The organism is Nonomuraea sp. 3-1Str, from assembly GCF_031570565.1.
Taxonomy (GTDB): Bacteria; Actinomycetota; Actinomycetes; order Streptosporangiales; family Streptosporangiaceae; genus Nonomuraea.
In genome coordinates this window covers 93,200-112,307 of sequence record NZ_JALHBK010000007.1, presented here as the reverse complement: position 1 = coordinate 112,307, position 19,108 = coordinate 93,200, and the positions used below count along the sequence as shown (strand labels likewise).

Below are 19,108 nucleotides of genomic sequence, written 5' to 3'. Positions count from 1 at the left end.
CCCCGGGGTTCGTTACGCTCGAAGATCCACAAGCAAGGGATGGACGTCGTGCTGATTCGACTGCTCGGACCTGTCGAGGTGGAGCGTGAGGGCCGGCTGCAGCCGGTGCGCCCTCCGCAGGTCGCGCTCACGCTGGCGGCGCTCGCGTGGGAGGCCGGCCGGGTCGTGCCGGTCGAGTCGCTCCTTGCCCGCGTGTGGGGCGAGCAGGTTCCGACCGGCGCGCGGCGCACCCTGTACACCGTCATCACCCGCATCCGCCGCGAGCTCCTGAAGGATGACGGCGCCGTGGTCCACCGGCCCGGTGGCTACCTGCTCGACGTGGACGAGTCCGCGGTGGACGTGTCGCGGTTCCGAGGCCTCACCTTCCAGGCGATGGCGGAGCCGGACCCGGCGCCGCTGCTGGGCGAGGCTCTCGCGTTGTGGCGCGGCGACCCGCTGACCGGGCTGCCGGGCGGATGGGCCGAGCGGGCCCGCCACCGTCTGCGCGACGAGCGCAAGGAGACCACGCTGCGCTGGGCCCGGCTGGTGACCGGGCGCGACGCCGCGGCGGCCGTGGCGGCGCTGTCGCCGCTGGCCGACGAGTACCCGCTGGACGAACTGCTGGCGAGCGCGCTGATCGAGGCCCTGCACGCCTGGGGAAGGACCGCCGAGGGCCTGGCGCACTTCGCCCGGGTACGGCAGACGCTCGCCGAGGAGCTGGGCGTCGAGCCGGGTACGGAGTTACGCCGCGTGCACCGGACACTGCTGCTGTCCGACGACGCGGCCGAGACCGTCCGCGTGGTCCCCGCCCAGCTGCCGGTCGACCTCAGGTGCTTCGTCGGACGGGAGGCCGAGCTGGAACGGCTGGCGGCGGTCGCGACCGGCGAACCGGCGGGCACCGCGGCCGTCTGCGCCATCTCGGGACCGCCGGGCGTGGGCAAGTCGTCACTCGCGCTGCGCTGGGCGCACCTGCATCGCGGCCACTTCCCCGACGGGCAGCTGTACGCCGATCTCAGCACGGTCGGCTCCGCCGACGCGGCGATGATCCTGCCCCGCTTCCTCGTCGCGCTCGGGGTCCCGGAAGCGCAGGTGCCGTCGGGCGTGGAGGCCCGGATCGGGCTCTACCGCAGCGTGCTGGCCCGCCGGCGGGTCCTCGTCGTGCTCGACGACGCGCGCGGCGCCGACCAGGTACGCCCGCTGCTGGCCGCCGCGCCGGGATGCCTGACGCTGGTGACCAGCCGCTCGGAGCTGTCCGGTCTCGCGGTCGCCGCGGGCGCCTCCCTGGTCGGGCTGGACGTCCTCCCGGATGACGACGCCTACCACCTCCTGGCCGCGAGGCTGGGCGAGCAGCGGCTGGTGGCCGAGCCGGAGGCCGCCGCGCTGATCATCCGCCAGTGCGGCCGGCTACCGCTCGCGCTGGCGATCGTCGCGGCGCAGCTCGCGCAGCGCACCGAGCTGCCGCTGGCCGAAGTCGCCGCGGACCTCTCGCGGGCCGGCGCGGATCTGGAGCCGTTCGCCCACAGCGACCCGGCGATCGACCTGCGCACCGTCTTCGGGCGGTCGTACCGAGACCTGCCCGAGCCCGCGATCCGGCTGTTCCGGCGCCTCGGGCGGCACCCCGGACCGCACGTGCCGCTCGCGGCGGCGGCGAGCCTGGCCGCCCTGCCGGTGGACCGGGCCAGGGAGCTGGCCGTGCGGCTCGACCGCGCCAGTCTGGTCGACATGCGTACCCCCGGCCGCCTGCGGTTGCACGACCTGCTGCGCGTGTACGCGTCGGAGCAGGAGCGCGCCGCCGACAGCCGGGCGGTGCGGCGTGGGGCGACGCGGCGGCTGCTGGACTACTACCTGCATTCGGCGTGCGCCGCGAGCGAGGCGTGCTACCCCCATCGCGAGAAGCTGGAGCTACGGCCCCGGGCGCGAGGGGCAGCGGTGGAGCGGTTCGCCGGGCAGGCGGACGCCCTGCGGTGGTACGCCGACGAATGCGTGGCGCTCCCGGCGCTGCTGGCGGAGGCGACCGAGGCCGGGCTGGACCGGTACGCGTACGAGCTGGCGTGGGCGTTCGCGGAGTTCATGCAGCGCCGCGGTCCGTGGGAGCAGATCCTGCGCGTGCAGGCCGTGGCGCTGGACGCGGCCGGCCGGGCCGGCGACCTGCTGGCCCAGGCCCGCTGCCACAACAGCATCGCGCGCGCCCATGCCAGGCTGGGCGGCCACAAGGAGGCGGTCGGGCACTTCGATCAGGCCGTCGGCCTGCACCGGCTCCTCGACGAGCCGGTCCTGGAGGCGCACGTCGAGCTGGGCCTGACGGTCTCGCTGGCCCAGATCCGCCCCGCCGAGGTGCTGGAGCACGCGGTGCGGGCGCGGGAGCTGTTCCGGCGGGCCGGCGACGTCATCGGCGAGGCGAGGGCGCTGAACAACGCGGGCTGGTGGCGGGCCCAGGGCGGCGACTACGACGAGGCGCTGGCCGACTGCCGCAGGGCGCAGCGCATCCTGGCCGAGTTCGGGTACGCCCAGGGCGAGGGGCACGCCTGGGACAGCATCGCGTACATCCTGCAGGTCAAGGGGGACTTCGCGCAGGCGGTGGCGTGCTACGAGCGGGCGGCGGAGTTGCTGCGCGGCTGCGACGACCTGCACCCGGCCGCCGAGACGCTGGTGCGCCTGGGCGAGACCCAGCTGCGGGCCGGTGACACCGCGGCCGCCCTCGCCGCCTGGGAACGAGCGGCGGAGTACTACGACGCCGTCGGCGACGCGCAGGCCGGCAAGGTACGCGAGCGCATCGCCGCCCACGCCCCGCCCCCGGCGGCAGGCCGTTGAGAAATCATTGAGAAATCGCTGAGATCCCCGGCGCAGGCTGCGACGTGCGGCGGGACGACGGCGCAGGACGGCCGTGGCCCTGCCGCGCCGGGTGAGGGAGGGCCCACCCGGAACCCCGACAGGGAGGTTCAATGCGCGTCGTGACCAGAATGGCGGACCGGCTCCTGGAGCTGATCGCGCCGCACACCGCGGCTCGGGCGACCGACTGCGACTACCAGTGCTGCAACAGCTCCACCTGGAAGTACTGCTGCTACTACCCGAACGGCAGCCACCACTGCGGCGGCTGCGTGTCCACCACGTCCTGCCGGTAACCGGCACTTGTGACTGAACGGTGCCCGGCCGCGGACGGCCGCGGCCGGGCACATTCATGCCCTTTTCCACACGGAGGTGTCTTGTGCCCTACCTGGTCGCCATCATGGTCCTCGTCGGCGTCCTGTGTCTGGCGGACCTGCTGCTGACCCTCGGCGTGGTCCGGCGGATCCGGGAGCACACGAAGCTGATCGACGCGCTGTACGAGGTCGTCGGCGCGGGCGGCATGCCCGGAGCGGGCGCGAGCCTGCCCATCGGTGAGGCCGTCGGCGACTTCGACGCGACCACCGTGGACGACGTGCGCGTGACGCGGGACGGCCTGCCCGAGGGGACGGTCGTCGCGTTCCTGTCACCGGACTGCCGGGGCTGCCACGAGCAGCTTCCGGAGCTGACCTCCTGGGCGGCGCGCCATGACCGGTCACGGGTGCTCGCGGTGGTCGACGGCCGCTCGGGCGACCCCGCGGAGCTGGTCACGACGCTGTCACCCGTGGCGCAGGTGATCGTGGAGAAGACGTCGCCGCCGCAGGTCGCCGAGGCGTTCAAGGTGCAGGCCTTCCCGACCTTCTTCCAGGTGGCCGCGGGCGGCAAGCTCCTCGCCACGGCGCCTCGGGTCACTCGGCTGCCGGCCGGGGCGCCGGCGTGACCAGCCGCCGGCCGGGCGCCGTACCGACGCCCGCCGGCCTGGCGGGATGCGCGGCACGCGCGGCCCGGACGGTGTGGCGCTCGGCCCCGGCGCACCTCCTCGGATACCTGGCGGTCACCCTCGTGGGCGCCGCCACCCCGATCGCCCTGGCGTGGCTGACGAAGTCCGTGCTGGACGGACTGGCGCACGGGCGGACCACCGCGCTGCTCGGCCTGGCGGTGACGATGGCCGTCGTGACGACGGCCGCCGCGGCGGCGGCGCACGCCGCGCAGTACCTGCGTGCCGAGGTGGACCGGCGGACGGCGCTGCGGGCCAAGGACGAGCTGTTCGAGGCGGTGACCGGCTTCGCCGGACTGGCCGGCTTCGAGAGCCCCGCGTTCCTCGACCGGCTGCGCCTGGCCCAGCAGAGCGCCACCAACCCCGGCAGGCTGGTGGACACCGCGCTGTCCGCCGCGCGGAGCACGGTGACCGTCGCCGGTTTCGTCGGCTCCCTGTTGCTGATCAGTCCCTGGTTCACCGTGCTCGTCGTGCTGTCGGCCGTACCCGCGCTGCTCATCGAGCTGCGCATGTCGCGGCAGCGGGTCGCCATGCTGTGGCGGATCGGGCCGGCCGAGCGCCGGGAGCTGTTCTACGCGCGCCTCATGTCCACGGCGGAGGCCGCCAAGGAGATCCGCCTCTTCGACCTCGGCGCCTTCCTGCGCCTTCGCATGCTGACCGAGCTGCGGACGGCCAACGCCGCGCGCCGCCGGATGGACCGGCGCGAGTTCGCCGTGCAGGCGAGCCTGTCGGGCGCCTCGGCGGGCGTGATCGGCGTGGGACTGGTCTGGGCGATCCTCACGGCCGGCAGCGGCGAGCTCAGCGTGGGCGACGTGTCGATGTTCGTGGCGGCCGCGGCCGGGGTCCAGTCCGCGCTGAACATCATGGTGTCGGCCGGGGTGATGGCCTACGAGCAGCTGCTGACGTTCCACCATCACGTCTCGATCGTGACCGCCGGCCCCGACCTGCCCGTGCCACGCTCCCCCAGGTCGCTCCCGCCTCTGCGCCGGGGCATCGAGCTGCGCGACGTCTGGTTCCGGTACAGCGAGGATCATCCGTGGATCCTGCGCGGCGTCGACCTGTTCATCCCGCACGGCTGCACGGTCGCGCTCGCCGGCCTCAACGGCGCCGGCAAGAGCACCCTGGTGAAGCTGCTGTGCCGGTTCTACGACCCGACGCGCGGAGCGATCCTGTGGGACGGCGTGGACATCCGCGACGTGCCGCCGGAGACGCTGCGCGCCCGGATCGGGGCGGTGTTCCAGGACTTCGTGGCGTACGAGCTGACCGCGGCCGACAACATCGCGGTGGGCGACCTGGGCGCCGCCCAGGACCGGACGCGGACCGAGCGGGCGGCGCGGGACGCCGGCGTCCACGACGCGGTCGCGGCTCTGCCGCGCGGCTACGACACGCTCCTGAGCCGCGAGTTCGCCCAGGACGCCGCCGACGATCAGGAGGACGGGGAGGGGGACGGCGTGCTGCTCTCCGGCGGGCAGTGGCAGCGGCTGGCGCTCGCGCGGGCGTTCCTGCGCAGCGACCGGGACCTGATGATCCTCGACGAGCCCAGCGCGGGCCTGGACCCCGAGGCCGAGTACGAGATCCACAGCCGGCTCGCGCGGCTCAGGTCCGGCCGCACCAGCGTGGTGATCTCCCATCGCCTCGGCGCGGTCCGTGACGCCGACCGGATCGTGGTGCTGGCCGACGGCGTCGTCACCGAGGAGGGCACGCACGCCACGCTGCTGGCGGACGGCGGCACGTACGCCCGGCTGTTCACCCGGCAGGCCAGCGGCTACCGGGACGACGCCCGACCGGCGGAGGCCGCTCGATGACCGGCGTGCCGGCAGGTGCGCTGGCCGGTGCGCTGGCCGGTGCCGTCGTGCTCGCCGTCATGCTCACCGTCGCCTGGCTGCGCAGGCGGTACGTGGTGGTGACCGTTCAGGGGGAGAGCATGCTGCCGACGTACCGGCCGGGCGAGCGCCTGGTGGTCCGGCGGACGTCGGCCCGCTCCCTGCGCAGGGGGCAGGTCGTGGTGCTCACCGGCCTGGGCCACCGTCCGGCGCGCGGCCGTGTGGGCGGGGTGCCCGCGCCGCGGCCGGCCGGGGACGAGCAGGGCATGGGCCCGCGCTGGATCATCAAGCGGGTCTCGGCCGTCCCGGGTGATCCTATCCCGCGGGACACGGTGCCCCCGCTGCGAACCGCGCCCGGCACACACGTACCCGCCGGACACCTGGTCGTGCTGGGCGACAATCCAGACCGCTCACACGACTCCCGCCATTCCGGATATATGACCACGGATCGCCTGCTCGGCGTGGTGCTGCGCAAGGTGGGACAGCCCTGATCGCTGGGTGTTCCGGCCATCCCTCCACGGGTAGCCCCAGGTCATGACCGGTAAGCGCAAGAAGGACGAACTCTCGGCAGGCGACGAGGTCACCTGGAAGAGCCACGGCTCGTCCACCTCGGGCAAGGTCGAGAAGAAGATCACGCAACGGACCGAGGAGGCGGGACGTACCGTGAACGCCTCGCCCGACGACCCGCAGTACCGCGTGCGCAGCGACAAGAGCGGCCGGACCGCCGTGCACAAGCCGTCGGCCCTGCAGAAGAAGGACCGCCATGACTGACGACGAACGGGCGGTCAGCGCGGACTTCGATGAGGCGGTCAACATGACCGCCGCGGAGCTGGAACGCTGGCTCGGCACGAAGGAGTCCAGAAGCGTGGGGGACAAGTCCGGGGGCGGCGAGTCGACGGGCCACGCCTCCGGCCGCCGGATCGTCGAGATCCTGCGGACGAAGAAGAGCGACCTGGGGAAGGACGACTACGCCCACATGCGGAAGGTGACGGGTTACGTGCACCGCCATCTGGCGCAGCGTCCGTCCGGGGACGTCGAGGAAACCGCCTGGCGGTACTCCCTCATGAACTGGGGCCACGACCCGCTCAGGTAGGCGTTCCCGGAGGTGACGACGGGGCCGGCCGTCCGTCCTCCCTCGACATGCACGGCACAATGACGGCGTGACCCCCTTTGACGCTGTGCTCTGCGATCTCGACGGCGTGCTTCGCCAGTTCGACCATGCCGTCCAGGCCGACATCGAGGCCCGCTACGGCCTGCCTCTGATGCGGACCGCCTTCGACCCGGCCCTCATCGGCCCGGCCGTTCTCGGCGTGACGACCGAACGGGAGTGGGCGGAGGCGATCGCCGTGGCCCTGGGCGACGACGAGCGGGCCAGGCAGGCGGTGGCCGAGTTCATCGAGGTGCCGTTCTGGGTGGACGAAGAGGTGCGGGCGTTGCTGGCGAAGGCGCAGGAGCACGTGCCGGTGGTGCTGGTCACGAACGCCATGGACACCGTGGAGGAGCACCTCGACCAGATGGGGCTGACCTACTTCGCCGACGCCGTGGTCAGCAGCGCGCGCGTCGGGCTGGCCAAGCCTGACCGCCGCATCTACGAGCTCGCGGCGCAGCTGGCCGGGGCCGCACCCGAGCGGTGCCTGTTCGTCGACGACCGGCTGGAGAACGTGGAGGGGGCCAGGTCACTCGGCATGACCGGAGTGCATTTCCGCACGGCCGCCGATCTCGCGGCGGCGCTTGGCCGGTAACGAGCCCAGCGCCAGGAACACCGGAACGCGCCGCTCCCGGCGAGCCTGTGCGGGGACGCTGGGGCAGGCCGGTCTCACCGCGTGGCCGAGGCGAAGGAGGCGCCGGCGTTGAGGCGGTCGATCAGGGACATGAGGCCCTGCCGGTCCCCGTGGGCCAGCAGCCAGCGGTTCACCTGGCAGGCGGACCGGGCGTACGTGGTGATGTCCTTGCTCGCCGCGGCCAGCCACTCCTCCAGCGTCACGGGCAGCGGCCCCGCCGGAGGCGTCGTGCAGCGGTCGCCGGAGCCCGCCGGGGCGAGGTAGCGGGGATCGTCCGAGACCACGACCGCCAGACCCTCGTCGAACCACTGCGGCACGTCCACGCCGGAGGAGAGGCGGGCGTGCAGCTCGACGTGGGACATCTCGTGGGAGGCGATCACGGCGTCGAGGCCCCGGGGTGACAGCATCACCGACCGGTTGAGGATCGCGATGCCGCGCTCCTTCTTCCCGCCGATGCGGGAGTAGCAGGCGTCGGTCACGCAGACGAGCAGGCGCGGAGAGCTGAGCGGCGTGCCGTAGAAGGACCCGATCCGGTCGCGGGCGCTCGCCACGGTGCGGCGGATCTGCTCGCGCTGCGCTTCGGACAGGTCCTTCTCGGCGTACACGCCGGGCTCCAGCTCGGTCAGGCCGTAGCAGCCGGGGCAGGTGGTCGCCGCGACGGAGGGATAGGCCAGGGCGACCCCGGCGACGGCGGCCACGAGCAGCGCCGCCAGCGCCGCGACGAGCCGTGCCCACCACTTGCGGGATCTCTTGCGCGGGGCGTGCACGTCCAGGTCCTCCCTGCTTGCCGAGCCGGTCTACCGGAGACACTCTGGCGCATCGCCGCGGCCCCGCGCGTCAGACCACGGTTTGATATCCGGCCCGGACCCGCCACACCGCCGGGACCAGCAGGGTCGCGACCGTGAAGAGGACGCCGAGCGCCGCGCTCACCGCGAGCACCGTGCCACCGACACTTCACGCTCCTACGAGGGGGCCCTCACCCGCCGGCACCGACGTCCACGGGCGCCGCGGCGGGCCGCTCAATCCGGGTGGACTCAGGACGAGGCGGACTGATCGGAAGGGCGGTCACGTGCCGCGATGGCCAGGGCGATGAACGAGCGGAAACGCGCGTACTCCTCTTGGTTCATCGTCAGTTTCACCCCGCCGTAGATGTCGTCGTTGCCCTGCCTGGCACCCAGGTGGACCTTGAAGCCGTCACCGTGCGGCCGGGCATCCACGCCTAGGAACGCCACGTGGTAGCGCATGCCCTCCACAGCCCGGTGAAAGACCTCCAGGGTCCTGCCGTCCTGCACCAGGATGTAATCGCCGAGCTCGAACTCTGCCGCCATGGCTCCTCCTTCGTACCGTTCCGTTTCGCCGGCTTCTCAGCTGCTGGGGGACAGCGCGTTCGCGCCGGGCGCAGGCCTGAACCCCTTGGCGATGAGCCAGACGGCGAGCGCCACCTCCCAGGCGAACACCGGGACGGCCGCGATCACCCCCCACACGGAGACCTGCTCGTACAGCCCGAACATCACCGCGGTCGCCGAAGCGAAGATGATCGGGCCTCCGGCGAGCCCCAGTACGGCGATGGGCCGCGGCACGCGCGCGGTCCGGTACATCAGGTACGCCAGCAACAGCGTGTTCACGCCCAAGGCGATGTTGGGCCCGAACAGGAACGTCCCGTCATGAAGGGCCACCAGGGACCTGCCGACGGTGACGAGAGAGGCCGTGTCCGTGTCCGCGGCCCCCGCCAGGTCCTGTCTCAACGTCACGACCGAAAGGACGCTGACGATGCCGACGGCGATGGCCGCGGCTTCCATGAGACGGCCGCAGACATAGCCGAGGGCGACGGCCTCGTTCTGCGCCTTGAGGATGGGGAACAGCGTCACTCCGGTGCCGATGACGGCGATCACCAGGATCACCTCGGAGAACACCCCCAGGAGCACGCGGGTGTCGGCGCCGGAGCCGATGATGTAGTCGGGCGTGTTGACAACCGGGGCATAGAGAGCCAGTGCCGCGATCCCGGTGATCTCGGTGAGGATGAAGAACACGCCCGCGACTAACGCGGCCTTTCTGGTCGAGTTCATCCGGACCTCCTTTGTTCATGGCGGCCGCTCGGCGACCCGCTCAGGTGGACGGTGTACACCTATGCCGTCACGGTATGGTGTACGGCGTACGCTCGTCAAGGGGAAGGCGTCGGTCGACGCCTGTACGCGAGGAGGATGATCGAGACGGCTGAGCACCTGGACGTCGCGCGAAGGGCCCCCCTCAACAGGGACCGCGTGCTGCGAGCAGCCGTCGCGCTTGCCGACGACGTCGGGATCGAAGCCCTCAGCATGCGCGCTCTCGCCCGCGAGCTGGGCGTCGTGCCGATGGCGCTCTACAAGCATGTGGCCAACAAGGAAGAGCTCCTGGACGGCATGGTCGACATCGTCGTCTGCGAGATCGACCCGCCGGTCCACGACGCCGACTGGAAGAGCGCGGTCCGGCAGAGGATCCTCTCGGCCCGGCGAGTGCTGCGACGTCACCTCTGGATGTCTCGGGCGATCGAGTCGCGGGCCAAGGCGACACCGGTCGTGCTGGAGTACATGGACTCGATGATCGGACTGTTCCGGGCCGGCGGCTTCTCCGTCGATCTCACCCATCATGTGATGCACGCCCTGGGCAGCCGCATGCTGGGGTTCAGCCAGGAGTTGTTCGACGACTCGCCGAGCGACCCGGAGAGCGCCGACCCGGACGCGCAAGCCGACATGCTGCGCGAGATGGCAGGCAGATACCCCCACATCGCGGAGGTGGCGATGGCGGCGGCTCACGACGAAGAGTCGGTCGTGGGCCAGGGGTGCGACGATCAGTTCGAGTTCGAGTTCGCACTGGATCTGCTGCTGGACGGATTCGAGCGGCTCCACCGGCAGGGGTGGGGGCCCACCGGCCGTTCCCGGGACGACAGCGCGGGCCTCCCGGCCCAGGAGTGAAGGTCCCGGCCGCCGCGCGCGCCGGCTGACCGGGCCTCCCCGTCAGCCGGCGGGCAGTCCGGTCGAGGGGTCGATGGTGGTCGCGAAGACGTCGCCGTTGCCCGGGGCCGTGCCGTCCGCCGGGGTGCCGTAGGTCAGGCCGGAGACGGCCACCTTGCCCGAGGCGGTGGCGGCGGCGTACAGGTTGGGCTCGGCGAACGGGTCGACGGCGTCGTCCCCCGCCGTGCCGAACTGCGCGGCGCCGCGCTGCTCGCCCTTGCCGTCCAGCCGGACCGTCAGGACGTCGGCGCCGCCCGCCATCACGCCGACCCGGCCCCTGGTGTAGCCGACGACCTCGACCTCGCCGCCCGGCAGCGGCGCCACGGCGGCGCCCTCGTCGGCGGCCGGGGTGGTGAGGGCGGCGTTCCAGCGCTGCCGGCCCGCGCTGGTGTAGGCGGCGGCGAGCAGGTCGCCGCCGCTCGTCCCGGTGGCGACGGCCAGGCCCGCAGTGGTGACGGTCACCGCGTTCAGCCGGTCGTCGCCGGGTCCTCCGGCGCTGGTGGCCCACCGCCTGGTCCCGTCGGCCGCGTACCCGGCGATCCAGCCGTCGAGGCCGCCGAGGGCGTTCGTCCCGGGCAGGGCGGCGGTGGTGCTGCCGGTGACGTAGAGGTTCGTGGCATCACCGGCCACGCCGTATGCCTTGTCCTCGCCCGCGCCGCCGTACTGGCGGACCCAGGAGAGCGTGCCGTCGGCGGCGAGGCGCGCGACCAGGGCGTCCTTGTCGCCGCTGTTGGGGCCGTCGAGCGACCCCTTGGTGTAGCCCGCCACGTAGGCGCCGCCGTCAGGAGCGGCGGTCAGGCCGTAGAGGCGGTCGGCCGCGCCGGGATCACCGAACTGGGTGATCCACCGGACGGTCCCGCTCGCGTCGAGCCGGGCCACGAACGCGTCGTCGGCGGCGTTGCCGGGGTGGCGGCCGTCCAGATCGCCCTTCGTGTACCCGGCGGCGAGCACGCCTCCGTCGGGCAGCGCCGCCACGCCGTACAGGCGCTCGTCGGCCGCGGTGCCGAGCTGCCTGGTCCAGGTGCGGGCGCCCGTGCTGGTCAGCACCGCGTCGAGGCGGCCCGCGTACGGCTGGCCGGCCACCGGGCCGCCGGCCGCGAACCCGGTGGTGACCGTTCCGTCGGCGTGGGCCGCGACGCCGCCGGCCCAGTCGGCGGCGGCCGTGCCCAGCAGCGGAGCGGGCAGGCCGGCGGGCGGAGTGACGCTCAGGCCCGGGCCGAGCTCGGCCATCGCCTGTTCGAACGCGGGTGACCAGACGGTCCAGTCATGGCCGCCGTCGAGGACGCGGAGCTGCGCGGAGACCGCCTGCGACCGCCGGGCGGCGTTGTAGAGCGCCGCGGACTCGAAGTCGAGGTCGTGGTGCGCGTCGGCGGGGGCGGGGTTGGCGTACTCGTCGTCGCCGACGGCCACGAAGAGCCGTACGGGCCGGTCGGCGTCGAGCTTCGGCAGCAGGGCCGGGTAGTTCAGCTCCTGGTACACGTCGTCGGCGAACTTCTGGGCGCCGCTGCCGAACGCCCCGTAGTCGCGGGCGGAGGAGTCGGACGGGGGCAGCGGCGTGTAGACGGCCGGGCTGAGCACGACGGCGGCGCTGAACAGGTCCTGGTGGGCGAGCGCGAAGCGCAGCGCGCCGGCCCCGCCCATCGAGTAGCCGCCGATCAGGCGGGCCTCGCGGATCGGCGCCGTGCGGTAGGTCGCGTCCACGTACGCCACCAGGTCACGCGTCAGCGCCGTCTCCACCGGGCGGCCCGGCAGGTCGGCGCCGGTGTAGCGGGAGTCGACGTACCAGCTTCCGCGCTCGCTCCACGGCGCGTCCGGCATGACGGCGATGACCGGCGGTATCCGCCTGGTCCGGATCATCTGGTCGAGGGTGTCCTTGACGCGGGTCCACGCCTGCATCGTGTCGCCCCTGCCGTGGAGCAGGTACAGCACCGGGTGGCGGTTCTTGCCGGTCTCGTACCCGTACGGCAGGTAGAGGTTGAACGCGATGTCCTCCCCCAGCGCCTTCGAGGGTGCCGAGCCGGTGGTCAGGGTTCCGCCCTTCGGCGCCCGCACGACCGCCTCACCCGGCACGGCCAGCAGCAGGACCATCGCGAGGGCGGCGAGCAACCCGGCGCCACTCCACCTGGGCATGGGCATCGGCACTCCCGTAAACGTTTACAGTTCGGACGTTCTTGTTTCAGGAGAGTTTCATGGTGCGGAAGGTACGGTGTCAACGGTCCGTATGTCACGAAAAGCCCGAGTTCCTGGACGGGACTCGGGCTTTCTGCGACGGCCTGGCTTCACGCGGCGGGCAGGCTCTTCCAGAAGCGGTAGTCGTGGTCCTCGGCGAACGCGGTGCGGCGCCAGGCGCCCGACGTCAGCGACTGCACGTACTGTCCGTCCCGGAACGAGGGCCAGCCGGTGCGGCCGCCGGCGGCGAAGCCGGTCCACACGCCGATCAGCCGGTCACCGAGCCGGGCCTGCGCGGGGGTCAGCTCGCCGAACAGCTTCATGTCGAAGAGGTAGGGCAGCTCTGCCATGTGCTGGGCGCGGGCGGGGAAGCTCGGGGCGGGGTAGCCGGCGAACCAGGGCGTGTCACGCTCGGCGAACTCGTACATCCGCGTGGGCGTCCAGCGGGCCAGCAGGCGGGCGGTGTCGAGCGACGGGACTGACCACGCCGAGTCGGTGCCGAGGGCGGCCAGCGCCTGGCCGGCGGAGTCGTACCTGCTCAGCGGGTAGCGCCGGAGCACCTCGTCGGCGCGCTCGCCGAACCGCTTCCTGACGGCCGGCGCGTACTCCTCGTCCTTCATGGGCGCGCCGCCCGGGGCGAGCTCCAGCCCGAGGACCATGCCGTTCTCCTCGTCGTGGTTGACGCCGACGAGGACGGGCACGCGGTTGAACCGGCCGGTGCGCAGGGCCTCGGCCGGGGTGAGCGGCAGGACGGCGGTGCCGGAGACGGGGCGGGGCTCGTTGAAGGCGCCGTAGGCCTTCAGCAGGGTCGCGGCCGGGACGCGGCGCAGGCACCCCGCCACGTCCTCCTTCCCGTCGCAGCCGACCGCCTCGACCACGCGGTCGCTGTCGGCCTTCGCCTCGGCCATGGTGCGTGAGCCGTCCGTGGCGCACGGCGAGCTCTGCACGATCGCCCGATCGAACAGTCCCGCCGACCGCGGGGACGCCAGGTGGTCGCAGACCGCGTACCCGCCGCCGGACTGGCCGGCGATGGTGACGTTCCCGGGGTCGCCGCCGAAGGCCGCGACGTTCTTGCGGACCCAGCGCAGGGCCGCCTGCTGGTCCTGCAGGCCGAAGCTCCCCTCGCCGCCGACCGCGTCGTTCGCGAGGAATCCCATGACGCCGAGGCGGTAGTTCATGGACACGACGACGGCGCCGCCCGCGGCCAGCCGTTGCGGGCCGTACATGTCGCCCGTGCCGTACATCAGGCTGCCGCCGTGAATCCAGACGATCACCGGCAGCCGGCCCGTGGCGCGGGTGGGGGCGGTGACGTTGAGGTACAGGCAGTCCTCGTTGTCGCTGGGCACCCCGATCGGGTAACCCGCCGGCTGCGCGCAGGCCCCGCCGGGGGACGTGGCGTCGCGCACGCCGCTCCACGGGGTGACGGGCGCGGGTGACGTCCAGCGCCGCTCACCCACGGGCGGCGCCGCGTACGGGATGCCCTGGAAGCTGCGCACCCGCGCTCCAGCCACCCCTCTCACCAGGCCGTCCGCGGTCTTCACCACCGGTGCCGCTCCTTGGACGGGGGCGGCGATCGCAGGCGCGGCCGTCACCAGCCCGCCGACGAGCCCGAACATCACGATCATCTGCTTGCGCACGGTTCTCTCCTCATTCCGATCATTTCCGATCTTTCCGACGACGCATCTCGCTGATCGCTGACCGTACACGGTTTTTATGCGATCGCATAATGCGTTCGCATGAATAAATTCGCTGATATGCTCGGGCGCATGGGGAACCGGGAAGATCTCTTCGCCGCCGCGAAGCGCTGCCTGCTGGAGAAGGGCTACGACCGCTCCAGCGTCCGCGACATCGCCTCGGCCGCCGGGGTGAACATGGCGGCCATCGGCTACCACTACGGGTCGCGGGAGAAACTGCTCAACCAGGCGCTGTTCGCGCTGCTCGACGAGTGGGGTGACGCGATGGGCCGGGTGCTCGACCCTGACGTCGGCCTCGTCGGCATGTGGGAGAACCTGCTCGGGCGATTCGCCGGCGACCAGGCCCTCTGGTTGGCCTCCGTGGAGCTCTTCCTGCAGGCCCAGCGCCGCCCCGACCTCCGCGACCAGCTCGCCCAGGGCACCAGGGAGGGCCGCCGCGGCATGGCCGCGATCCTGGAGAACGTGCCGGAGGACGAGGTCCCGGAGCGGGCCGTCCGCACCGTCGGCATGGTGCAGATGGCACTGATGTCCGGCCTGATGATCCAGAGCCTCAGCGACCCGGACAACGCCCCCACGGCGGCCGAGGTGCTGGAGGGCCTGCGAGCCCTGGTGGCTCTCGCCGAGAAGTGACGGGCCGGCGCCTCAGCCGGCGCCTTCGCGCAGGACCTCCCAGTCGAGCTCACCGGCCACGGCCCTGGGCTTCCAGTAGCCGATGGAGCCGCCTGTCTCCAGGGCTTCGGCGGTGGCCTTCAGCAGGGCGTGGTACGAACGGATCCGGACTCCTCCCGGCCTGAACCTCATGCTGCCCTCGTGGTCGGTCTCGCCGACGTCGCCCTTCACCGAGTCGATCACGAGGTGGTCTCCCGTCCCGCTGGCGCCGAAGGGCAGCATCCGCCCGTCCCACCAGTCCGTACGCGGATCCGCGGACTCGGCGTCGCCGTCGATCTCGCACAGCCCCCGCCACGTGTCGCGGATGTCCAGGACGGCCATGTTCGAGTTGCCCAGGAAGCCGAAGCCCCACGTGCTGTTCGTCATGACGGCCCCGTCGTGCCGCAGGAGCGAGGCCCGCAGGTCGTCGGGGAACCGCAGGCCCGTCGACGCCTCCGCCGCCGCGACGGCCTCGGGCTTCGCGGGCCTGCCGAGCGTGCGGTAGCTCCGGGGGGCGTTGGCCTTCAGCCACACCTCGATCCGCCGCCACTGCCGGTTCACCGCCCGGGCCACCTTCGGGTCGGGCTTCCGGACGCGCGGGCGGTCGTCCCCGGGCAGGCAGTCCACGTCGGGATCCGACGCGTCCTCAGCGACCGCGTCCTCCGCGACCGGGTCCTCCGCGACCGGGAGCTGGTCGCCGGTCGGCGCGTCCTTCGGCCGGACCGTGGCGAAGAAGCAGGCGACGTGGCCGTCCGGGGAAGTCTCGTCACACGACTCGTCCCCGTACTCGGGCCCGTACTCCCACCCGAACGCGGCCTCGACGGTCGTCTCCTCCCGGGTCCCTCCCCCGGTCTCCTTGGAGAACACCGCGAACTCGAGGACCTGAGTACCGGCGGCGAGCAGGAGCAGCGCGAGTCCGGCCACGCCCCAGCGGGCCAGGCGGCGCCGGGCCGCCTCGTCCAACGGCTCCCTCGGCTCACCTGCCGCGAAGAACGAGGTGAACGCGGGACGGTCGAAGAGGGACGGCTGGCTGGCGTACCGCGCGAGGTCATCGGCGGTGGGGGTGCCGAGGACCGGCACCGGGGGCCACCTGACCACGGTCGCGGCCGGAAGAGCGGCCGGAAGAGGGGTCTCGTCGCCCCGCCGGGCCGCGCGCCGCCCGGGCCAGCGGCGAGAGCGCACGATGACCACGATCGCCACCGCTGCCACCGCGGCGGCCAACAGCGCACGCCATAACCCGCGAGAAGTGATCATTCGCCGCACGTCCGGCAGAGTACCCGCGATCAGCCCGAGCCGGGCGCCATAGCGCGCCTGCCGGTGAGAACCACGATGCCGCCGATGACCGCGAGGCCCGTCAGCACGGAGCCGAAGACGGTCGCCCCGGTGGTGAGGCCGGCGGCGTCGCTGAGGTAGCCGGCCGCTACGGGCAGGGCACCGGCGGGCAGGTAACCGCCGACGTTGAGGGCGGCGTTGGCCTCGGCCAGACGCCGGGGCGGGATGGCGGAGTTGAGCAGGGACAGGCCGCCGAGCTGTCCCATGCCCTGGCCCGCGCCCGCCAGCAGGGCGGAGGCGATGAGTGCCGCGACCGAGGAGGCGTGCACCGCGACGACCAGGGCCACCATGCTCGCCGTGGTGCTCGCGGCGCCGGCGGTCAGGATGACGTGCCGGTCCAGTCGCTGGACGGCGAACTGGATCCCCGTGGCGGCGAGGAACATCACGAACGCCATGGCCCCCGCGACGATGCGGCTGGTCGTACCCAGCAGAGCGGACAGCAGCGAGGGCCCCAGGGACAGCACGAACGAGGTGGCGGTGATGCCGGGAGCGAACACGGCGATGCCGGGAACGAGCCGCGCCCCGGCGCCGCGGGGAACGCGCGGGACGCGTACCCAGGCGCCGGAGCCCGGCGCGGCCGGGCGGGGCACGGGCATGCGCGACACCGCGAGGACGGCGGTCACCAGCAGCGCGGCCTCGACGATGAAGACGGTGACGGTCGGGCCCGGCACGGTCTCCGACAGCACACCCGCCAGCAGCGGCCCCAGTCCCGCGCCGAACACCATCGAGCAGGAGGCGAGCAGCGCGGCCGGCCGCCTGCGCTCCGGTCCGGCCACATCGGTGACCGCGGCCATGCCGGCCGAGACGACGGCGCCGACGGCGACGCCGGTGAACAGGCGGGCCACGACCAGCGCGGCCACGCTGTGGGCGGTCGCGAAGATCGCGCAAGCGGCGAGGGCGAGGCCGAGCGCGGGCAGCAGCACGGCTCTGCGTCCGAGCTGGTCGGAGAGCACGCCGGAGACGAGCAGGGACCCGAGCAGCCCGACGATGTAGAAGGCGAAGACGACGGTGAGCGTGCCCTTGGAGAAGCCGATGTCGCGCTGCCACAGCACGTACAGCGGGGTCGCCGCGTTGGACAGCACGAAGACGGCGGTGACGGGCCAGGCGGCCAGCCATATCCACCAGGCCGGAGCCGGGCGGGGGTGACGGGCACCGGCCCGCCGCCGCCCACGGACCGCGATCGAACTCTCTGACACGGCGCTCTCCCATCAGTACGAAAAAAGTCGAACCAGTACGAATGGAGTCGAACCTAACATCCAGTACGATTGGCGTCGAACTACGGGATCCCGTCACGAGGAGTCGCCCGTGCCACCGACCGTGGCCACCACACCCGCCACCACGCCCCCCATCACGGCCGCCGTCAAGGAGCTGCCGGAGCCACCCGGCCTGCCCGAACCGCTGCCGGAGCCGGCGCCCCAGGACCTGCGCCTGGAGGTGGTCCTCGGCGCGCTGAGCGACCCGCTGCGCCTGCGCATCGTGCGCAAACTGCTGCTGGAACGCGAGCGGTTCGACCACCCCTGCGGCTGGTTCGGCCTCGACCGCCCCAAGTCGTCGCTCAGCCACCATTTCAAGGCCCTGCGCGAGGCCGGGATCATCAGGCAGCGCCAGTACGGCCTGGAGCGCCGCAGCCACGTACGCACGGCCGACCTCGAAGCCCGCTTCCCCGGCCTGCTGGACCTGGTCGCGGCCTGGACGCCGGCTCGCTGACGTCCACCGGTGGGAGCGGGCGTCTTGCCGCCATGCCGGGCTTCTGGCACGTTGTCCGCCATGCCCGCCGCATCACCGACCGCGTCTCCGGGGTGCCCTCCACCGGCCTCCGCCCCGCCGCCCCGCGCGGGCGGCCGCGCGTCCCGGACCGCCGGCTACCTCCTCGCCTTCCTCGTCCACCTTCTGGCGCCGGCTTTCCTGGTCACCGGCATCTACCTGGTCACCCGCCTGACCATAGGTGGCATCCTGTTCGGCCTCGTGGCGCTGGACCTCGCCTGGCTGCTGCGCCCCCGCCCCGCACCCTTCCCCGCCTCCGCCGTCCCCCTCACCCGCTCCGACGCCCCGCGGCTGTACGCGCTCGTCGACCAGATCGGCGCGGACCTGGGGGCGCCGAGAACGGACCTGATCGCCCTCAGCGGCGCGGTCAACGCCTCGTTCCGCACGTACGGCCGGCGGCGCAGGCACCTGGTGGAGATCGGCTACCCGCTCTGGCTGCTCCTCGGCCCGCAGGAACGCGTCGCCCTCCTGGCCCACGAGATGGCCCATTCCAGCAACGGCGACGCCAGGCACGGCCTCGTCGTCGGCAGCGCGCTCCACTCGCTCCACGAGCTCCGCCTGTTCGCGAGCTTCGCGTGGCGGCCCGGTGACGGCGTGTCGGCCTTCATCACCGAGTGCCTCCACGCCCTCCTGGGCATCCCGGTCCGCGGTGTGATCCTCCTGCAGGAGCTCCTGCTGTACCGCTCCTCCCAGCACGCCGAATACCGTGCCGACGAGATGCAGGCCCGGACAGCCGGCACCGAAGCCGCCGTCTCACTCCTGGACGTCCTGACCACCCGAGCCGAATCCGTCGGCCGCTTCCTAGGCTCCAGCGCGGTGGCCGTCGGCACCGCAAACCTGTGGGCGACCCTCCGGTCCACCGTGGACGCCGTCCCGGACGCCGAGCTCGAACGACGCCGCGAGGCCGCCCGCGCCGAGAGGACCCGGGTGGACACGACCCATCCCCCGACGCACCTACGCGTGCGACGCCTCCTGGCCCTGCCGTACACGCAGCCCCGGGTGTCCGCCCCGCCCATGGAGCAGATCGAGGAGGAACTGCAGAAGGCAGCCGAAAGCGTGGCCCGGAGTCTGCGGGAGAACGCCCAGGCCGCCCTCTACCGATGAGGCG

General features: G+C 72.8%; 19 protein-coding genes. 12 read left to right on the top strand and 7 right to left on the bottom strand.

What is annotated here, in order from left to right; all coding sequences use genetic code 11:
- Nucleotides 1-48: 48 nt before the first annotated feature.
- The 8 genes from MTP10_RS14105 to MTP10_RS14070 all read left to right on the top strand — a co-directional run bounded on the left by MTP10_RS14105 (nt 49) and on the right by MTP10_RS14070 (nt 7,364).
- Nucleotides 49-2,790 (top strand): BTAD domain-containing putative transcriptional regulator, encoded by a 2,742-nt coding sequence (locus MTP10_RS14105; protein WP_310709599.1) that lies wholly within the window; start codon nt 49-51, stop codon nt 2,788-2,790.
- A gap of 140 nt (nt 2,791-2,930) precedes the next feature.
- On the top strand, nt 2,931-3,101 hold the full coding sequence (locus MTP10_RS14100) for a hypothetical protein (RefSeq protein ID WP_310709598.1): 171 nt from the start codon (nt 2,931-2,933) through the stop codon (nt 3,099-3,101).
- 83 nt (nt 3,102-3,184) lie between these two features.
- Nucleotides 3,185-3,742 carry a hypothetical protein gene (locus MTP10_RS14095; protein ID WP_310709597.1) on the top strand — a complete coding sequence of 186 codons (558 nt, stop codon included), beginning with the start codon at nt 3,185-3,187 and terminating at the stop codon, nt 3,740-3,742.
- Entirely contained in the window at nt 3,739-5,604 is a 1,866-nt protein-coding gene (locus tag MTP10_RS14090; protein ID WP_310709596.1) for an ABC transporter ATP-binding protein, read from the top strand. The genes MTP10_RS14095 and MTP10_RS14090 overlap by 4 nt, the downstream gene beginning before the upstream one ends.
- Entirely contained in the window at nt 5,601-6,113 is a 513-nt protein-coding gene (locus tag MTP10_RS14085; protein ID WP_310709595.1) for a S26 family signal peptidase, read from the top strand. The genes MTP10_RS14090 and MTP10_RS14085 overlap by 4 nt, the downstream gene beginning before the upstream one ends.
- A gap of 43 nt (nt 6,114-6,156) precedes the next feature.
- Nucleotides 6,157-6,393, top strand: coding sequence for a DUF2945 domain-containing protein (locus tag MTP10_RS14080; RefSeq protein ID WP_310709594.1), 237 nt, complete (start codon nt 6,157-6,159; stop codon nt 6,391-6,393).
- Nucleotides 6,386-6,715, top strand: coding sequence for a DUF3140 domain-containing protein (locus MTP10_RS14075; protein WP_310709593.1), 330 nt, complete (start codon nt 6,386-6,388; stop codon nt 6,713-6,715). Before MTP10_RS14080 ends, MTP10_RS14075 begins: the two co-directional genes overlap by 8 nt.
- A 67-nt stretch (nt 6,716-6,782) precedes the next feature.
- The gene (locus tag MTP10_RS14070) at nt 6,783-7,364 is read left to right on the top strand and encodes an HAD-IA family hydrolase (protein WP_310709592.1); all 582 of its coding nucleotides are present in this window, start codon (nt 6,783-6,785) and stop codon (nt 7,362-7,364) included.
- Nucleotides 7,365-7,438: 74 nt separating this feature from the next.
- Here the strand turns inward: MTP10_RS14070 and MTP10_RS14065 are convergent, their stop codons facing one another.
- From MTP10_RS14065 to MTP10_RS14055, 3 genes are all read right to left on the bottom strand, one after another.
- Nucleotides 7,439-8,170 (bottom strand): hypothetical protein, encoded by a 732-nt coding sequence (locus MTP10_RS14065; RefSeq protein ID WP_310709591.1) that lies wholly within the window; start codon nt 8,168-8,170, stop codon nt 7,439-7,441.
- A gap of 267 nt (nt 8,171-8,437) precedes the next feature.
- Nucleotides 8,438-8,731, bottom strand: a complete 294-nt coding sequence (locus MTP10_RS14060; protein ID WP_310709590.1) for a hypothetical protein — start codon at nt 8,729-8,731, stop codon at nt 8,438-8,440.
- A gap of 36 nt (nt 8,732-8,767) precedes the next feature.
- Nucleotides 8,768-9,469 (bottom strand): DUF4386 domain-containing protein, encoded by a 702-nt coding sequence (locus MTP10_RS14055; RefSeq protein ID WP_310709589.1) that lies wholly within the window; start codon nt 9,467-9,469, stop codon nt 8,768-8,770.
- A gap of 135 nt (nt 9,470-9,604) precedes the next feature.
- Between MTP10_RS14055 and MTP10_RS14050 the strand changes: the two genes are divergently transcribed.
- Nucleotides 9,605-10,354: a TetR/AcrR family transcriptional regulator gene (locus MTP10_RS14050; protein WP_310709588.1), complete on the top strand. Its 750-nt coding sequence runs from the start codon at nt 9,605-9,607 to the stop codon at nt 10,352-10,354.
- A 42-nt stretch (nt 10,355-10,396) separates the two neighbouring features.
- On the opposite strand, the gene MTP10_RS14045 is transcribed toward MTP10_RS14050, so the two are convergent.
- Nucleotides 10,397-12,523, bottom strand: coding sequence for an alpha/beta hydrolase-fold protein (locus MTP10_RS14045; RefSeq protein ID WP_310709587.1), 2,127 nt, complete (start codon nt 12,521-12,523; stop codon nt 10,397-10,399).
- Nucleotides 12,524-12,672: 149 nt separating this feature from the next.
- Entirely contained in the window at nt 12,673-14,199 is a 1,527-nt protein-coding gene (locus MTP10_RS14040) for a carboxylesterase family protein (protein ID WP_310709586.1), read from the bottom strand.
- 129 nt (nt 14,200-14,328) lie between these two features.
- Here MTP10_RS14040 and MTP10_RS14035 point away from each other — a divergent pair, with 129 nt between their 5' ends.
- Nucleotides 14,329-14,886: a TetR family transcriptional regulator gene (locus MTP10_RS14035; RefSeq protein WP_310709585.1), complete on the top strand. Its 558-nt coding sequence runs from the start codon at nt 14,329-14,331 to the stop codon at nt 14,884-14,886.
- Between the two features lie 12 nt (nt 14,887-14,898).
- On the opposite strand, the gene MTP10_RS14030 is transcribed toward MTP10_RS14035, so the two are convergent.
- Both MTP10_RS14030 and MTP10_RS14025 read right to left on the bottom strand, forming a co-directional pair.
- Complete coding sequence (locus MTP10_RS14030) at nt 14,899-16,104, bottom strand: SMI1/KNR4 family protein (protein WP_310709584.1); 1,206 nt, start codon at nt 16,102-16,104, stop codon at nt 14,899-14,901.
- An 83-nt stretch (nt 16,105-16,187) separates the two neighbouring features.
- Nucleotides 16,188-17,432 (bottom strand): MFS transporter, encoded by a 1,245-nt coding sequence (locus tag MTP10_RS14025; RefSeq protein WP_310709583.1) that lies wholly within the window; start codon nt 17,430-17,432, stop codon nt 16,188-16,190.
- Nucleotides 17,433-17,583: 151 nt separating this feature from the next.
- Between MTP10_RS14025 and MTP10_RS14020 the strand changes: the two genes are divergently transcribed.
- Together MTP10_RS14020 and MTP10_RS14015 are read left to right on the top strand one after the other, a co-directional pair.
- A complete protein-coding gene (locus tag MTP10_RS14020) occupies nt 17,584-17,943 on the top strand; it encodes an ArsR/SmtB family transcription factor (RefSeq protein WP_397334460.1) in 360 nt (119 codons plus the stop codon).
- Between the two features lie 60 nt (nt 17,944-18,003).
- Nucleotides 18,004-19,104: a M48 family metalloprotease gene (locus MTP10_RS14015; protein WP_310709582.1), complete on the top strand. Its 1,101-nt coding sequence runs from the start codon at nt 18,004-18,006 to the stop codon at nt 19,102-19,104.
- The last annotated feature ends 4 nt before the right edge of the window (nt 19,105-19,108 follow it).

Bases quoted from the DNA above. Each gene is read 5' to 3' on its own strand.
- MTP10_RS14085 (WP_310709595.1), top strand. From the start codon at position 5,601: ATGACCGGCGTGCCGGCAGGTGCGCTGGCCGGTGCGCTGGCCGGTGCC.
- MTP10_RS14075 (WP_310709593.1), top strand. From the start codon at position 6,386: ATGACTGACGACGAACGGGCGGTCAGCGCGGACTTCGATGAGGCGGTC.
- MTP10_RS14055 (WP_310709589.1), bottom strand. From the start codon at position 9,469: ATGAACTCGACCAGAAAGGCCGCGTTAGTCGCGGGCGTGTTCTTCATC.
- MTP10_RS14080 (WP_310709594.1), top strand. From the start codon at position 6,157: ATGACCGGTAAGCGCAAGAAGGACGAACTCTCGGCAGGCGACGAGGTC.
- MTP10_RS14050 (WP_310709588.1), top strand. From the start codon at position 9,605: ATGATCGAGACGGCTGAGCACCTGGACGTCGCGCGAAGGGCCCCCCTC.
- MTP10_RS14035 (WP_310709585.1), top strand. From the start codon at position 14,329: ATGGGGAACCGGGAAGATCTCTTCGCCGCCGCGAAGCGCTGCCTGCTG.
- MTP10_RS14015 (WP_310709582.1), top strand. From the start codon at position 18,004: ATGCCCGCCGCATCACCGACCGCGTCTCCGGGGTGCCCTCCACCGGCC.
- MTP10_RS14045 (WP_310709587.1), bottom strand. From the start codon at position 12,523: ATGCCCAGGTGGAGTGGCGCCGGGTTGCTCGCCGCCCTCGCGATGGTC.
- MTP10_RS14060 (WP_310709590.1), bottom strand. From the start codon at position 8,731: ATGGCGGCAGAGTTCGAGCTCGGCGATTACATCCTGGTGCAGGACGGC.